This is a genomic window from Streptomyces sp. NPDC007901, from assembly GCF_042959465.1.
Lineage (GTDB): Bacteria > Actinomycetota > Actinomycetes > Streptomycetales > Streptomycetaceae > Streptomyces.
Genome location: NZ_JBIBKW010000001.1, coordinates 175,586 through 188,718, shown reverse-complemented (window position 1 = coordinate 188,718; position 13,133 = coordinate 175,586). Strand labels below are relative to the sequence as shown.

Below are 13,133 nucleotides of genomic sequence, written 5' to 3'. Positions count from 1 at the left end.
TTACAGCTTCATCAGGCTGGCGTCGTCGACCGAGGCCGAGTGGCGGGTACGGAACAGCGACACGATGATCGCGAGCCCGACCACGACCTCCGCGGCGGCGACGACCATCGTGAAGAAGGCGATGATCTGGCCGTCGAGATTGCCGTGCATCCGGGAGAAGACGACGAACGCGAGGTTGCAGGCGTTCAGCATCAGTTCGATGCACATGAAGACGACGATCGCGTTTCGTCTGATCAGCACCCCGGTGGCGCCGATCGTGAACAGCAGGGCGGCGAGATAGAGGTAGTAGACCGGGTTCACTTCGACGCCTCCTCGCTCCGCTTGAGGTTCGTCGGCTCGATCGGGGTGCGCTCCAGCCGTTCCTCGGCGCGCTGTTCCAGCGCTCGCAGGTCGTTGAGGGCCTCCGCCGACACGTCACGGATCTGGCCGCGGTCGCGCAGCGTCTTGCTGACCGTGAGCTCGGAGGAGGTGCCGTCGGGCAGCAGACCGGCGATGTCCACGGCGTTGTGCCGGGCGTAGACGCCGGGGGCGGGCAGCGGCGGTACGTGCTTGCCGTCGCGCACGCGCTGCTCGGACAGCTCGCGCTGGGTCTTGGGGCGCTCGGTGCGCTCCCGGTGGGTGAGCACCATGGCGCCCACGGCGGCCGTGATGAGCAGGGCGCCGGTGATTTCGAAGGCGAACACGTACTTGGTGAAGATGAGGGCGGCGAGGCCCTCGATGTTGCCGTTGGCGTTGGCCTGACCGGTGCCGTTGAACTGCTTCAGGGAGGCGTGGGCGATGCCCGCGAAGAGCAGGACGCCGAAGCCGACACCGCAGAGAAGGGCCAGCCAGCGCTGGCCCTTGATGGTCTCCTTCAGGGAGTCGGCGGCGGTCACGCCGACCAGCATCACCACGAAGAGGAACAGCATCATGATCGCGCCGGTGTAGACGACGATCTGCACGATGCCCAGGAAGTAGGCGCCGTTGGCGAGGTAGAACACCGCCAGGATGATCATGGTCCCGGCGAGCGAGAGCGCGCTGTGCACGGCCTTCTTCATGAAGACGGTGGACAGGGCGCCGATCACGGCGACGCTGCCGAGGACCCAGAACTGGAAGGCCTCGCCGGTGGAGGTGGCGTAGGCGGCGAGCTGCGGGCTCATGCCTCCACCTCCTCTTCTTGCGGCTTCTCGCCCTTGGAGACGGCCACCTGCTGCACGGTCCCCGGCGCGGCCTCGGTCACCAGACCCCGGTAGTAGTCCTGTTCGTCGGTCCCCGGGAAGATCGCGTGCGGGGTGTCGACCATGCCCTCGTCGAGGCCGGCGAGCAGCTGTTCCTTGGTGTAGATGAGGTTGGCGCGGCTGCTGTCGGCCAGTTCGAACTCGTTGGTCATCGTGAGCGCGCGCGTGGGGCACGCCTCGATGCACAGCCCGCACAGGATGCAGCGGGCGTAGTTGATCTGGTAGACGCGGCCGTAACGCTCGCCCGGCGAGTAGCGCTCCTCGTCGGTGTTGTCGGCGCCTTCCACATAGATGGCGTCGGCGGGGCAGGCCCAGGCGCACAGCTCGCAGCCGACGCACTTCTCCAGGCCGTCCGGATGGCGGTTGAGCTGGTGCCGTCCGTGGAACCGCGGAGCCGTGGTCTTCTTCTGCTCCGGGTACTGCTCGGTCAGCCGCTTCTTGAACATGGCCTTGAAAGTCACGCCGAAGCCGGCCACCGGGTTCTGGAAACCGGGTTTGGTCTCCTTGGGTTCCTCAGTCATCGGACGCCTCCTTTCCATCCGTAGATCCGTCACTCACAGTGTCCGACCCGCCACTGACAATCAGCTCCCGCTCCCGGCGCGGGCTGCGCCGGGGCACCGGGGGCAGCTCCTGTCCGGGAAGCGGCGGTACGGGGAATCCGCCCGCCATCGGGTCGAACGCGGCCGGCTCGGCGGCGGGCTGCGCGGTCGCCTCCTTGCCCTTGTCGCGGAAGATGTCGGCGACGAAGGACAGGAGCAGCAGGGCGAGGACTCCGCCGCCGACGTACAGGGCGATGTCGGCGAAGTCGTAGTTCTGGTTGCGCAGGGTCCGTACGGTCGCGACGAGCATCAGCCAGACGACCGAGACCGGGATGAGGACCTTCCAGCCGAGCTTCATCAGCTGGTCGTAGCGCACGCGCGGGAGCGTGCCGCGCAGCCAGATGAAGAAGAACAGCAGCAGCTGGACCTTGATGACGAACCAGAGCAGCGGCCACCAGCCGTGGTTTGCGCCCTCCCAGAAGGCGCTGATCGGCCAGGGGGCGCGCCAGCCGCCGAGGAAGAGGGTGGTCGACACGGCGGAGACGGTGACCATGTTGACGTACTCGGCGAGCATGAACATCGCGAACTTGATCGAGGAGTACTCGGTGTTGAAACCGCCGACGAGGTCGCCCTCGGACTCGGGCATGTCGAAGGGGGCGCGGTTGGTCTCGCCGACCATGGTGACGACGTAGATGATGAACGAGACCGGCAGCAGCAGGATGTACCAGCGGCCCTGCTGCTGTTCGACGATCGTCGACGTCGACATGGAGCCCGAGTAGAGGAACACGGAGGCGAACGCGGCGCCCATGGCGATCTCGTAGGAGATCATCTGTGCGCAGGAGCGCAGGCCGCCCAGGAGCGGGTACGTCGACCCGGAGCTCCAGCCGGCGAGCACGATGCCGTAGATGCCGACGGAGGCGACCGCGAGGATGTAGAGCATCGCGATCGGCAGGTCGGTGAGCTGCATCGCCGTGCGGGTGCCGAAGATGGAGATCTCGTTGTCGGCGGGGCCGAAGGGGATCACCGCGATCGCCATGAAGGCCGGGATGGCCGCGACGATCGGTGCGAGGACGTAGACGGCCTTGTCCGCGCGTTTGACGATGACGTCTTCCTTGAGCATCAGCTTGATGCCGTCGGCGAGCGACTGGAGCATGCCCCAGGGGCCGTGCCGGTTGGGGCCGATGCGCAGCTGCATCCAGGCGACGACCTTGCGTTCCCAGACGATGGAGAACAGCACGGTCACCATCAGGAAGGCGAAGCAGAACACCGCCTTGATGACGACCAGCCACCAGGGGTCGCGGCCGAACATGGAGAGGTCTTCAGCGGCGAGGTACGGGCTCATGCCTCCACCTCCTTGGGGGCCTCACCGGCGGTGGCCGCCGGGCCGATGCGGACGAGGGAGCCGGGCCGTGCTCCGGTGCCGGAGGCGACGCCGCCGGCGATCGAGTTCAGCGGGAGCCAGACCACGCGGTCGGGCATCTCGGTGATGTGGAGCGGGAGTTCGACGGTGCCGGAGGTTCCGGTGACGGCGATGAGGCCGCCGTTGCCGACGCCGGCCTCGGCGGCGGTCGCGGCGGACACGCGCGCGTGGGCGGCGTGCCGGGTGCCGGCGAGCGCCTCGTCGCCCTCCTGGAGGACGCCGTGGTCGAGGAGGAGCCGGTGTCCGGCGAGCACGGCCTCCCCGGCCGCGGGCCTGGGCAGCGAGGCCCCGGTCTCCATCGGTTCGGAGGCTCGCGGTCCGTCCCAGGCGCCGAGCCGGTCCAGTTCCGCCCGCGCGGTGCGCAGATCGGGCAGGCCGAGATGGACGTCCATGGCGTCGGCGAGCATCTGCAGCACGCGCGCGTCGGTCGGCGGGAGCCTGCGGGTCAACTGGTCGGGCTTGAGGGCGGCCTCGAAGAAGCGGGCCCGGCCTTCCCAGTCGAGGAACGTGCCGGCCTTCTCGGCGACCGCGGCGACCGGCAGGACGACGTCGGCGTGCTCGGTGACCTCGCTGGGCCGCAGCTCCAGGGAGACCAGGAAGCCGACGGCCTCCAGAGCCGCACGCGCGCGTGCCGGGTCGGGCAGGTCGGCGACCTCGACGCCGGCGACCACCAGGGCGGACAGTTCGCCGCGGGCGGCGGCCTCGACGATCTGGCCGGTGTCACGGCCGTAGCGGAGCGGGAGTTCGGACAGGCCCCAGACGGCGGCAACCTCCTCACGCGCGCGCGGGTCGGTGGCCGGGCGGCCGCCCGGCAGCAGCGACGGCAGCGCGCCCGCCTCGATCGCGCCGCGCTCCCCGGCCCGGCGCGGGATCCACACCAGCTGGGCGCCGGTGGCGGTGGCGGCCCGTACGGCGGCGGTGAGGCCGCCGGCGACCGACGCCAGCCGCTCTCCTACGACGATCACCGCGCCCTCGGTGCGCAGCGCCTCGGCGGCCCGGGTGCCGGACTCCTCGAGGCCGACGCCGCTCGCGAGCGCGTCCAGCCACTCGGTCTCGGTGCCGGGCGCGGCCGGCAGCAGGGTGCCGCCCGCCTTCTCCAGCCCGCGCGTGGCGTACGTGGCGACGGAGAACACCTGCTGCTTGTGCTTGCGCCAGGCCTTGCGCAGCCGCAGGAAGACGCCGGGGGCCTCCTCCTCCGACTCGAACCCGACCAGCAGGACGGCGGGCGCCTGCTCCAGGGAGGTGTAGGTGACGCCCGTGCCGTCGAGGTCACGGCCTCGGCCGGCGACCCGGGCGGCCAGGAAGTCGGCCTCCTCGCCGCTGTGCACGCGCGCGCGGAAGTCGATGTCGTTGGTGTCGAGCGCCACGCGCGCGAACTTGCTGTACGCGTAGGCGTCCTCGACGGTGAGCCGGCCGCCGGTCAGGACGCCGGCCCGGGAGCGGGCGGCGGCCAGTCCCTGGGCGGCCGCGTCCAGGGCCTCGGGCCAGGAGGCGGGCTCCAGCCGGCCGTTGGCGCCGCGTACGAGCGGGGTCTCCAGGCGGTCCTTCTGCTGCGCGTACCGGAACCCGAAGCGTCCCTTGTCGCAGATCCACTCCTCGTTGACCTCGGGGTCGTTGGCGGCGAGCCGCCTCATGACCTTGCCGCGCCGGTGGTCGGTGCGGGTGGCGCAGCCGCCCGAGCAGTGCTCGCACACCGAGGGCGAGGAGATCAGGTCGAAGGGGCGGGAGCGGAAGCGATACGCCGCCGAGGTCAGCGCGCCCACCGGGCAGATCTGGATGGTGTTCCCGGAGAAGTACGACTCGAACGGGTCGCCCTCGCCGGTGCCGACCTGCTGGAGCGCGCCGCGTTCCAGGAGTTCGATCATCGGGTCGCCGGCGACCTGGTTGGAGAACCGGGTGCAGCGGGCGCAGAGCACGCACCGTTCGCGGTCCAGGAGCACCTGGGTGGAGATCGGGACGGGCTTCTCGAAGGTGCGCTTCTTGCCGTCGAACCGGGACTCGGCGTTGCCGTGCGACATCGCCTGGTTCTGCAGCGGGCACTCGCCGCCCTTGTCGCAGACCGGGCAGTCCAGCGGGTGGTTGATGAGCAGCAGCTCCATCACGCCGTGCTGGGCCTTTTCGGCGACCGGGGAGGTGAGGTGAGTCTTCACCACCATGCCGTCCGTACAGGTGATCGTGCAGGAGGCCATGGGCTTGCGCTGGCCCTCGACCTCGACGATGCACTGGCGGCAGGCGCCGGCCGGGTCCAGCAGGGGGTGGTCGCAGAAGCGCGGGATCTCGATGCCGAGCTGTTCGGCGGCGCGGATGACCAGGGTGCCCTTGGGCACGCTGATCTCGACGCCGTCGATCGTCAGCGTGACGAGGTCCTCCGGCGGGACCGCCGCCGTTCCCCCCGAGGAGGGGGAACTCGTGGTCACGGTCATGCGTTCACCTCCGGGCGGTCCGCCCAGGCCGTCGACTTGGCCGGGTCGAAGGGGCAGCCCCGGCCCGTGATGTGCTGCTCGTACTCCTCGCGGAAGTACTTCAGCGAGGAGAAGATCGGGGACGCTGCGCCGTCGCCGAGGGCGCAGAAGGACTTGCCGTTGATGTTGTCGGCGATGTCGCCCAGCTTGTCGAGGTCGGACATGACGCCCTTGCCGGCCTCGATGTCGCGCAGCAACTGCACGAGCCAGTAGGTGCCTTCGCGGCAGGGAGTGCACTTGCCGCAGGACTCGTGGGCGTAGAACTCGGTCCAGCGGGTGACGGCGCGCACCACGCAGGTGGTCTCGTCGAAGCACTGGAGTGCTTTGGTGCCGAGCATGGAACCGGCGGCGCCCACTCCCTCGTAGTCCAGGGGGACGTCGAGGTGCTCGTCGGTGAACATGGGCGTCGAGGAGCCGCCCGGTGTCCAGAACTTCAGGCGGTGGCCGGCGCGCATCCCGCCGCTCATGTCGAGGAGCTGGCGCAGGGTGATGCCGAGCGGGGCCTCGTACTGGCCGGGGCTGGCGACATGGCCGCTGAGGGAGTAGAGCGTGAAGCCCGGGGACTTCTCGCTCCCCATCGACCTGAACCAGTCCTTGCCCTTGTGCAGGATGGCGGGAACCGAGGCGATGGACTCGACGTTGTTCACAACAGTCGGGCAGGCATAGAGCCCTTCGACAGCCGGGAAGGGAGGACGCAGTCGCGGTTGGCCGCGGCGGCCTTCGAGCGAGTCGAGCAGGGCGGTCTCCTCACCGCAGATGTACGCGCCGGCGCCGGCGTGCACGGTGAGCTGGAGATCGAGTCCGCTGCCGAGGATGTTCTCGCCGAGGAAGCCGGCCTCGTAGGCCTCGCGTACGGCCTCGTGCAACCGCCGCAGGACGGGGACGACTTCACCCCGCAGATAGATGAAGGCATGCGACGACCGGATGGCGTAGCACGCGATCACGATGCCCTCGATGAGGCTGTGCGGGTTCGCGAAGAGGAGCGGGATGTCCTTGCAGGTCCCGGGCTCCGATTCGTCGGCGTTGACAACCAGATAGTGGGGTTTGCCGTCTCCCTGAGGGATGAACTGCCACTTCATCCCGGTGGGGAATCCCGCGCCGCCGCGGCCGCGCAGTCCGGACTCCTTCACATAGGCGATCAGGTCGTCCGGGGACATCGCGAGCGCCTTGCGGAGCCCCTCGTATCCTTCGTGCCTGCGGTAGACGTCGAGCGTCCAGGACCGGTCCTCGTCCCAGAAGGCCGACAGCACGGGTGCGAGCAGCTTCTCGGGGCTGGTGTCCTTCAGGTCGGGTGCCACCGTCATCACTCCCCCTCCTCTGCGGACGGTGCTTCGTGGGATTCCTGGGCGCGCGGGTGGACCACGCGCGCGGGTGCGGTCACGCCCTTGGCCAGGCGCAGGCCCACCAGCGAGGCGGGTCCGGCGCTGCCGCTCTCCTCGACGGCGCCGGGGCGTTCGTCGGGGAAGCCGGCCAGGATGCGGGCGGTCTCCTTGAAGGTGCAGACGCGGGCGCCGCGCGTGGGCTCGACGTCCCGGCCCATGCGCAGGTCGTCGACCAGGCGTTTGGCGCTGGCGGGGGTCTGGTTGTCGAAGAACTCCCAGTTGACCATCACGACCGGGGCGTAGTCGCAGGCCGCGTTGCACTCGATGTGCTCCAGGGTGACCTTGCCGTCGGCGGTGGTCTCGCCGTTGCCGACGCCCAGGTGCTCCTGGAGGGTCTCGAAGATCGCGTCGCCGCCCATCACCGCGCACAGCGTGTTGGTGCAGACGCCCACCTGGTAGTCGCCGGAGGGCCGGCGCCGGTACATGGTGTAGAAGGTGGCGACGGCGGTGACCTCGGCCGTGGTCAGTTCCAGCACGTCCGCGCAGAACCGCATCCCGGTGCGGGTGACGTGTCCCTCCTCCGACTGCACGAGGTGCAGCAGCGGCAGCAGGGCGGACCGGGAGTCGGGGTAGCGGGCGATGATCTCGCGCGCGTCCGCCTCCAGCCGGGCCCGGACGTCGTCGGGGTACGCGGGCGCGGGCAGCTCGGGCATGCCCAGGCTGATACCGCGCTCCGAGGAAGAGGTGGTCACCGGTCGACGCCTCCCATCACGGGGTCGATGGACGCGACGGCGACGATGACGTCGGCGACCTGGCCGCCCTCGCACATCGCCGCCATGGCCTGCAGGTTGGTGAAGGACGGGTCGCGGAAGTGGACCCGGAAGGGGCGGGTGCCGCCGTCGGACACGGCGTGCACGCCGAGTTCGCCCTTGGGTGACTCGACGGCCGCGTAGGCCTGGCCGGGCGGGACCCGGAAGCCCTCGGTGACCAGCTTGAAGTGGTGGATCAGGGCCTCCATGGAGGTGCCCATGATCTTCTTGATGTGGTCGAGGGAGTTGCCGAGTCCGTCCGGCCCGAGGGCGAGCTGGGCGGGCCAGGCGATCTTCTTGTCGGCGACCATGACCGGTCCGGGCTGGAGCCGGTCCAGGCACTGCTCGACGATCCCGAGCGACTGGCGCATCTCCTCCAGACGGATCAGGAAGCGGCCGTAGGAGTCGCAGGTGTCGGCGGTCGGGACCTCGAAGTCGTAGGTCTCGTAGCCGCAGTACGGCTGGGCCTTGCGCAGGTCGTGCGGGAGGCCGGTGGAGCGCAGGATCGGACCCGTCGCGCCGAGGGCCATGCAGCCGGCCAGGTCCAGGTAGCCGACGTCCTGCATGCGGGCCTTGAAGATGGGGTTCCCGGTGGCGAGCTTGTCGTACTCCGGGAGGTTCTTCCGCATCTTCTTCACGAACTCGCGGATCTGGTCCACGGCGCCGGGCGGCAGGTCCTGCGCGAGTCCGCCGGGGCGGATGTACGCGTGGTTCATGCGCAGGCCGGTGATGAGCTCGTAGAGATCGAGAATCATTTCACGATCACGGAAGCCGTAGATCATGATCGTGGTGGCGCCGAGTTCCATGCCGCCGGTGGCGATGCACACCAGGTGGGAGGAGAGTCGGTTCAGCTCCATCAGGAGCACCCGGATGATCTTGGCGCGCTCGGTGATCTCGTCCTCGATGCCGAGGAGCTTCTCGACGGCGAGACAGTAGGCGGTCTCGTTGAAGAAGGACGTCAGGTAGTCCATGCGCGTCACGAACGTGGTGCCCTGCGTCCAGGTGCGGAACTCGAGGTTCTTCTCGATCCCGGTGTGGAGGTAGCCGATGCCGCAGCGGGCCTCGGTGACGGTCTCGCCGTCGATCTCCAGGATGAGGCGGAGCACTCCGTGGGTGGACGGATGCTGGGGACCCATGTTGACGACGATGCGTTCGTCGTCGGCGCGGGCCGCGGACTGGACGATCTCGTCCCAGTCGCCGCCGGTGACCGTGTACACGGTGCCCTCGGTGGTCTCCCGCGGAGTTGCGTGCTGCGTGCTCATGAGTACGACCTCCGCTGGTCCGGAGCCGGGATCTGGGCGCCCTTGTACTCGACGGGGATGCCGCCGAGGGGGTAGTCCTTGCGCTGCGGATGGCCCTGCCAGTCGTCCGGCATCATGATCCGCGTGAGGGCCGGGTGACCGTCGAAGACGATCCCGAAGAAGTCGTAGGTCTCGCGCTCGTGCCAGTCGTTGGTCGGATAGACCGAGACCAGGGACGGGATGTGCGGGTCGGCGTCCGGGGCACTGACCTCCAAGCGGATCAGCCGGTTGTGGGTGATCGAGCGCAGGTGGTAGACGGCGTGCAGCTCGCGACCCTTGTCGTGGAGGTAGTGGACGCCGCTGACCCCGGTGCACAGTTCGAAGCGGAGCGCCGGGTCGTCGCGCAGGGTGCGGGCGACGCGCGGCAGGTGCTCGCGTTCGATGTGGAAGGTGACCTCGCCGCGGTCGACGACCGTCTTCTCGATCGCGTTGGCGGGCAGGAGTCCCTGTTCCTCCAGGGCGCCCTCCAGCTCGTCGGCGACCTCGTCGAACCAGCCGCCGTAGGGGCGGGCGGTCGGTCCCGGGAGCCGGACCGAGCGGACCAGACCGCCGTAGCCGGAGGTGTCGCCGCCGTTGTTGGCGCCGAACATGCCGCGCTGGACGCGGATCTCCTCACCGCCCTCGCCGCGCTGGCCCGGGAGGTTGTCGGCGGCCAGGTCCTTCTCGGGGTTGACCCCGTTGTGGCCGTTCGCGTCGCTCACCGCAGCAGCCCCTTCATCTCGATCGTGGGCAGGGCCTTGAGCGCCGCCTCCTCCGCCTCACGGGCGGCCTCCTCGGCGTTGACGCCGAGCTTGGAGGACTGGATCTTCTGGTGGAGCTTGAGGATCGCGTCCATCAGCATCTCGGGGCGCGGCGGGCAGCCGGGCAGATAGATGTCGACGGGGACGACGTGGTCGACGCCCTGGACGATCGCGTAGTTGTTGAACATGCCGCCCGAGGAGGCGCAGACGCCCATGGAGATCACCCACTTGGGGTTGGGCATCTGGTCGTAGACCTGCCTCAGCACCGGCGCCATCTTCTGGCTGACCCGGCCGGCGACGATCATGAGGTCGGCCTGGCGGGGTGAGCCGCGGAAGACCTCCATGCCGAAGCGGGCCAGGTCGTAGCGGCCGGCGCCGGTGGTCATCATCTCGATGGCACAGCAGGCGAGGCCGAAGGTGGCGGGGAAGACGGACGCCTTGCGCACCCAGCCCGCGGCCTGCTCGACGGTGGTCAGCAGGAATCCGCTCGGCAGCTTTTCTTCGAGTCCCATGTCTAAAGGCCCCTCAGTCCCATTCCAGGCCGCCGCGCCGCCAGACGTACGCGTAGGCGACGAAGACGGTGAGCACGAAGAGCAGCATCTCCACGAGCCCGAAAACACCCAGGGCGTCGAAGGTGACGGCCCAGGGGTAGAGGAAGACGATCTCGATGTCGAAGACGATGAAGAGCATCGCCGTCAGGTAGTACTTGATCGGGAAACGCCCGCCGCCGGCCGGCGTGGGGGTCGGCTCGATACCGCACTCGTAGGCTTCGAGCTTGGCGCGGTTGTACCGCTTCGGACCGATCAGCGTGGCCATGACCACGGAGAAGATCGCAAAGCCTGCCCCGAGGGCTCCCAGTACGAGGATGGGCGCATAGGCGTTCACCGCTCCTCGCTCCTCTCAGTCGGCACTGACTGGTGGCGGTTCGGATCGGGCTCCCCACCTGCCTCATCCGCCACGCGAACCTCGCGCGTCCCGGGCGAAGATCGCGAACATGTGAAGCAGGTCACAAGCCCAACTGCCTCGCATCTTATGCCCGCCGCTCTGTGATCTGCGACACGGGGTATTACACAAGCTTTGTGATCTCCACCACCTGACGATCGATCATGAAGTCGGATGAGTGGTGATCTTCGCACGCGAAGCGTCCAGCTGATCACCAGAAGTGACATTTTCGATCGTCGCCGCAGGCGGGAGGGGATCCTGAGCGGGCGTCTCTATATCAAGAGAGTTCCCCTGCATGCAAATTGGCGATGGACAGGGCGCGCTGATAGTGGGCCGCATTCACACATCAGAGGGAGGCGCGGGGCGCGATGTGGACGCGTGCACGCGTTCACGAACTCGGGCGGACTCGATCACCGAGTGGATCTCGCTCGGATCACGCACGGATCACACGGAGGTCCCACGCGAGACGCGCCCCTCCCGGTAACCGTTCCGTGACCTCCGCCACATCGATGAGAGACGTCTGAGAACCGGGCTTGGCCAATCATCTCAACCGATGGTAGGCGGGGGGCAATCCGGGCGTAATGGTGAAAGGGCGTGATCACGGGCGTGATCACGGGCGTCCACAATGTCCGTTACGGCGTCAATAAAGAACGACACGCACGGGATTTACGGGATCCATTGAGCAACTGTGGCGCAGCACACGTTTCTTGAAGATATGAAGGAGCCCCTGATACCGGTTGTTCCCATGTCCCACACCGCTCACATACGCAGCCACCGGAAGCCCCGCCGCAGCGCGACGACAAACATCGCCGTGCGCGCCGGAGTTGCCAGTGGCGTCCTCGGCATGGCAGCGGCGGGCGCGGCCTCGGCGAGTGCCGCCGAACCCGTGACGCAGACGCTCGAACTGCCCATCCTGACGGCCGATGTGGCCACCCAGGTGGCCCAGTCCGCCGACGCCACGCAGCAGGCCGCGGCGAACTACTCGCTGCAGGCCGAGCGTGACGCTGCCGCCACAAAGGCCGCGAAGCAGGCCAAGTCGGACCTCGCTGAGGCGAAGAAGAAGGCCGAGGCCAAGAAGAAGGCCGAGGCGGCCCGCAAGGCCGCCGCGGAGCAGGCCGCCTCGCGCAGCGCCGAGCGCACCACCCTCAGCGCCACCGCGTCCAGCTCCAGCACCTCCACGAGCACGTCCACGGCGACCGGTTCGGCGGCCGCGGTGGTGGCCTTCGTGAAGGCGCAGATCGGCGACGCCTACGTCTCCGGTGGCACGGGCCCCAACTCGTGGGACTGCTCGGGTCTCGTGCAGGCCGCCTTCAAGTCGGTCGGCGTCAGCCTGCCGCGCGTCTCGCAGGACCAGTCCACGCAGGGCACCCAGGTCTCGCTGAGCAACCTCCAGCCCGGCGACATCCTCTACTGGGGCAGCGCGGGCAGCGCGTACCACGTGGCGGTGTACGTGGGCGACGGCATGTTCGTCGGCGCGCAGAACCCGTCCAGCGGCGTCGGAGAGCACCCCCTGTCGTACGACCCGCCGACCGGCGCGGTCCGCGTGCTCTGAGAATCAGGGCAACAGCGACAACCAGGGCAACACACCAGCACGGAAGGGCCGCAGCCGCTCGGGGGCAGCGGCCCTTCCGGCTGCCCGCGGACGTTTTCCACAGGCCCCCCGCGAACCCGGTGTCTCCTGGGATCCTCGACGCAGGCCGCTCGCACGGAGCGGCGGCCCGAGAACCGAGAAGGAGACACCGCGATGCCACGCGTCTTCGTCCAGGGGAACCCCATGGACCACTACCCCCGGCACGCCCCCGAGGCCCGGCACGGTTCGGTGCGCCGGATCACCGAGACCGGCGAGGAGGTCCTGCACAAGCCGTGCCGGGACGTCACCGAGTTCGGACCCGACCTCGCCGCGCTGATCGACGACATGTTCCTCACGATGTACATCGCCGACGGAGCCGGCCTCGCCGCCAACCAAGTGGGGGTCGATCTGCGCCTGTTCGTGTACGACTGCCCCGACGATGACGGTATCCGACATGTCGGACACATCGTCAACCCCGTACTGGAGGCACTGGACCCGGCCGCGCGACGGCTGCTGGACGACAGCGAGGGGTGCCTGTCGGTGCCGGGTGCCACGATGGACGTACCGCGACCGGACCGGGCGGTCGTCCACGGACAGGACAAGGAAGGCAATCCGCTCACCCTTGAGGGAACGGGGTATTTCGCCCGCTGCCTCGCGCACGAGACGGACCATGTGAACGGGCGCGTGTATCTCGACCGGCTCTCCAAGCGGGAGCGGAAGGAAGCACTGCGGCAGGTGGCGGACCGGCGGGAGGACGTCTACGCCCGCCGGGCCGCCAACATCGAGGCGCTCACCTCGTGACGGCGCCCAT

13 protein-coding genes are annotated in these 13,133 nt (G+C 68.9%); 2 read left to right on the top strand and 11 right to left on the bottom strand.

Annotated elements, in window-relative coordinates; translation table 11 throughout:
• Genes nuoK through ACFZDK_RS00940 form a run of 11 tightly spaced genes read right to left on the bottom strand, consistent with a single transcriptional unit; the run spans position 1 to position 10,695 of the window.
• Positions 1 to 300 carry an NADH-quinone oxidoreductase subunit NuoK gene (gene nuoK, locus ACFZDK_RS00990; RefSeq protein WP_046726439.1) on the bottom strand — a complete coding sequence of 100 codons (300 nt, stop codon included), beginning with the start codon at positions 298 to 300 and terminating at the stop codon, positions 1 to 3.
• Positions 297 to 1,139, bottom strand: a complete 843-nt coding sequence (locus ACFZDK_RS00985; protein ID WP_390968524.1) for an NADH-quinone oxidoreductase subunit J — start codon at positions 1,137 to 1,139, stop codon at positions 297 to 299. Before ACFZDK_RS00985 ends, nuoK begins: the two co-directional genes overlap by 4 nt.
• Positions 1,136 to 1,738 (bottom strand): NADH-quinone oxidoreductase subunit NuoI, encoded by a 603-nt coding sequence (nuoI, locus tag ACFZDK_RS00980; protein ID WP_390968523.1) that lies wholly within the window; start codon positions 1,736 to 1,738, stop codon positions 1,136 to 1,138. The genes ACFZDK_RS00985 and nuoI overlap by 4 nt, the downstream gene beginning before the upstream one ends.
• Positions 1,731 to 3,098 (bottom strand): NADH-quinone oxidoreductase subunit NuoH, encoded by a 1,368-nt coding sequence (gene nuoH, locus ACFZDK_RS00975; protein WP_390968521.1) that lies wholly within the window; start codon positions 3,096 to 3,098, stop codon positions 1,731 to 1,733. Before nuoH ends, nuoI begins: the two co-directional genes overlap by 8 nt.
• Complete coding sequence (locus ACFZDK_RS00970; protein WP_390968519.1) at positions 3,095 to 5,599, bottom strand: NADH-quinone oxidoreductase subunit G; 2,505 nt, start codon at positions 5,597 to 5,599, stop codon at positions 3,095 to 3,097. Before ACFZDK_RS00970 ends, nuoH begins: the two co-directional genes overlap by 4 nt.
• Positions 5,596 to 6,942 (bottom strand): NADH-quinone oxidoreductase subunit NuoF, encoded by a 1,347-nt coding sequence (gene nuoF / locus ACFZDK_RS00965; protein WP_390968517.1) that lies wholly within the window; start codon positions 6,940 to 6,942, stop codon positions 5,596 to 5,598. Before nuoF ends, ACFZDK_RS00970 begins: the two co-directional genes overlap by 4 nt.
• Entirely contained in the window at positions 6,942 to 7,712 is a 771-nt protein-coding gene (gene nuoE / locus ACFZDK_RS00960; RefSeq protein WP_390968515.1) for an NADH-quinone oxidoreductase subunit NuoE, read from the bottom strand. The genes nuoF and nuoE overlap by 1 nt, the downstream gene beginning before the upstream one ends.
• Positions 7,709 to 9,031: an NADH-quinone oxidoreductase subunit D gene (locus ACFZDK_RS00955; RefSeq protein ID WP_359210311.1), complete on the bottom strand. Its 1,323-nt coding sequence runs from the start codon at positions 9,029 to 9,031 to the stop codon at positions 7,709 to 7,711. The genes nuoE and ACFZDK_RS00955 overlap by 4 nt, the downstream gene beginning before the upstream one ends.
• Positions 9,028 to 9,771 (bottom strand): NADH-quinone oxidoreductase subunit C, encoded by a 744-nt coding sequence (locus ACFZDK_RS00950; RefSeq protein ID WP_390968512.1) that lies wholly within the window; start codon positions 9,769 to 9,771, stop codon positions 9,028 to 9,030. Before ACFZDK_RS00950 ends, ACFZDK_RS00955 begins: the two co-directional genes overlap by 4 nt.
• Positions 9,768 to 10,322 (bottom strand): NADH-quinone oxidoreductase subunit B family protein, encoded by a 555-nt coding sequence (locus ACFZDK_RS00945; protein WP_030174336.1) that lies wholly within the window; start codon positions 10,320 to 10,322, stop codon positions 9,768 to 9,770. Before ACFZDK_RS00945 ends, ACFZDK_RS00950 begins: the two co-directional genes overlap by 4 nt.
• Positions 10,323 to 10,335: 13 nt before the next feature.
• Complete coding sequence (locus tag ACFZDK_RS00940) at positions 10,336 to 10,695, bottom strand: NADH-quinone oxidoreductase subunit A (RefSeq protein WP_007383963.1); 360 nt, start codon at positions 10,693 to 10,695, stop codon at positions 10,336 to 10,338.
• Positions 10,696 to 11,497: 802 nt separating this feature from the next.
• On the opposite strand from ACFZDK_RS00940, the gene ACFZDK_RS00935 reads away from it, so the two are divergent.
• Positions 11,498 to 12,304, top strand: coding sequence for an NlpC/P60 family protein (locus ACFZDK_RS00935; protein WP_390968510.1), 807 nt, complete (start codon positions 11,498 to 11,500; stop codon positions 12,302 to 12,304).
• A gap of 192 nt (positions 12,305 to 12,496) precedes the next feature.
• Complete coding sequence (gene def / locus ACFZDK_RS00930) at positions 12,497 to 13,123, top strand: peptide deformylase (protein WP_390968508.1); 627 nt, start codon at positions 12,497 to 12,499, stop codon at positions 13,121 to 13,123.
• Positions 13,124 to 13,133 lie beyond the last annotated feature (10 nt).

What these genes read in the sequence shown, in the direction of transcription:
- ACFZDK_RS00945 (WP_030174336.1), bottom strand. Translation starts at nt 10,322, where the DNA reads ATGGGACTCGAAGAAAAGCTGCCGAGCGGATTCCTGCTGACCACCGTC.
- ACFZDK_RS00970 (WP_390968519.1), bottom strand. Translation starts at nt 5,599, where the DNA reads ATGACCGTGACCACGAGTTCCCCCTCCTCGGGGGGAACGGCGGCGGTC.
- ACFZDK_RS00985 (WP_390968524.1), bottom strand. Translation starts at nt 1,139, where the DNA reads ATGAGCCCGCAGCTCGCCGCCTACGCCACCTCCACCGGCGAGGCCTTC.
- nuoF (WP_390968517.1), bottom strand. Translation starts at nt 6,942, where the DNA reads ATGACGGTGGCACCCGACCTGAAGGACACCAGCCCCGAGAAGCTGCTC.
- ACFZDK_RS00935 (WP_390968510.1), top strand. Translation starts at nt 11,498, where the DNA reads ATGTCCCACACCGCTCACATACGCAGCCACCGGAAGCCCCGCCGCAGC.
- nuoH (WP_390968521.1), bottom strand. Translation starts at nt 3,098, where the DNA reads ATGAGCCCGTACCTCGCCGCTGAAGACCTCTCCATGTTCGGCCGCGAC.
- ACFZDK_RS00955 (WP_359210311.1), bottom strand. Translation starts at nt 9,031, where the DNA reads ATGAGCACGCAGCACGCAACTCCGCGGGAGACCACCGAGGGCACCGTG.
- def (WP_390968508.1), top strand. Translation starts at nt 12,497, where the DNA reads ATGCCACGCGTCTTCGTCCAGGGGAACCCCATGGACCACTACCCCCGG.
- nuoI (WP_390968523.1), bottom strand. Translation starts at nt 1,738, where the DNA reads ATGACTGAGGAACCCAAGGAGACCAAACCCGGTTTCCAGAACCCGGTG.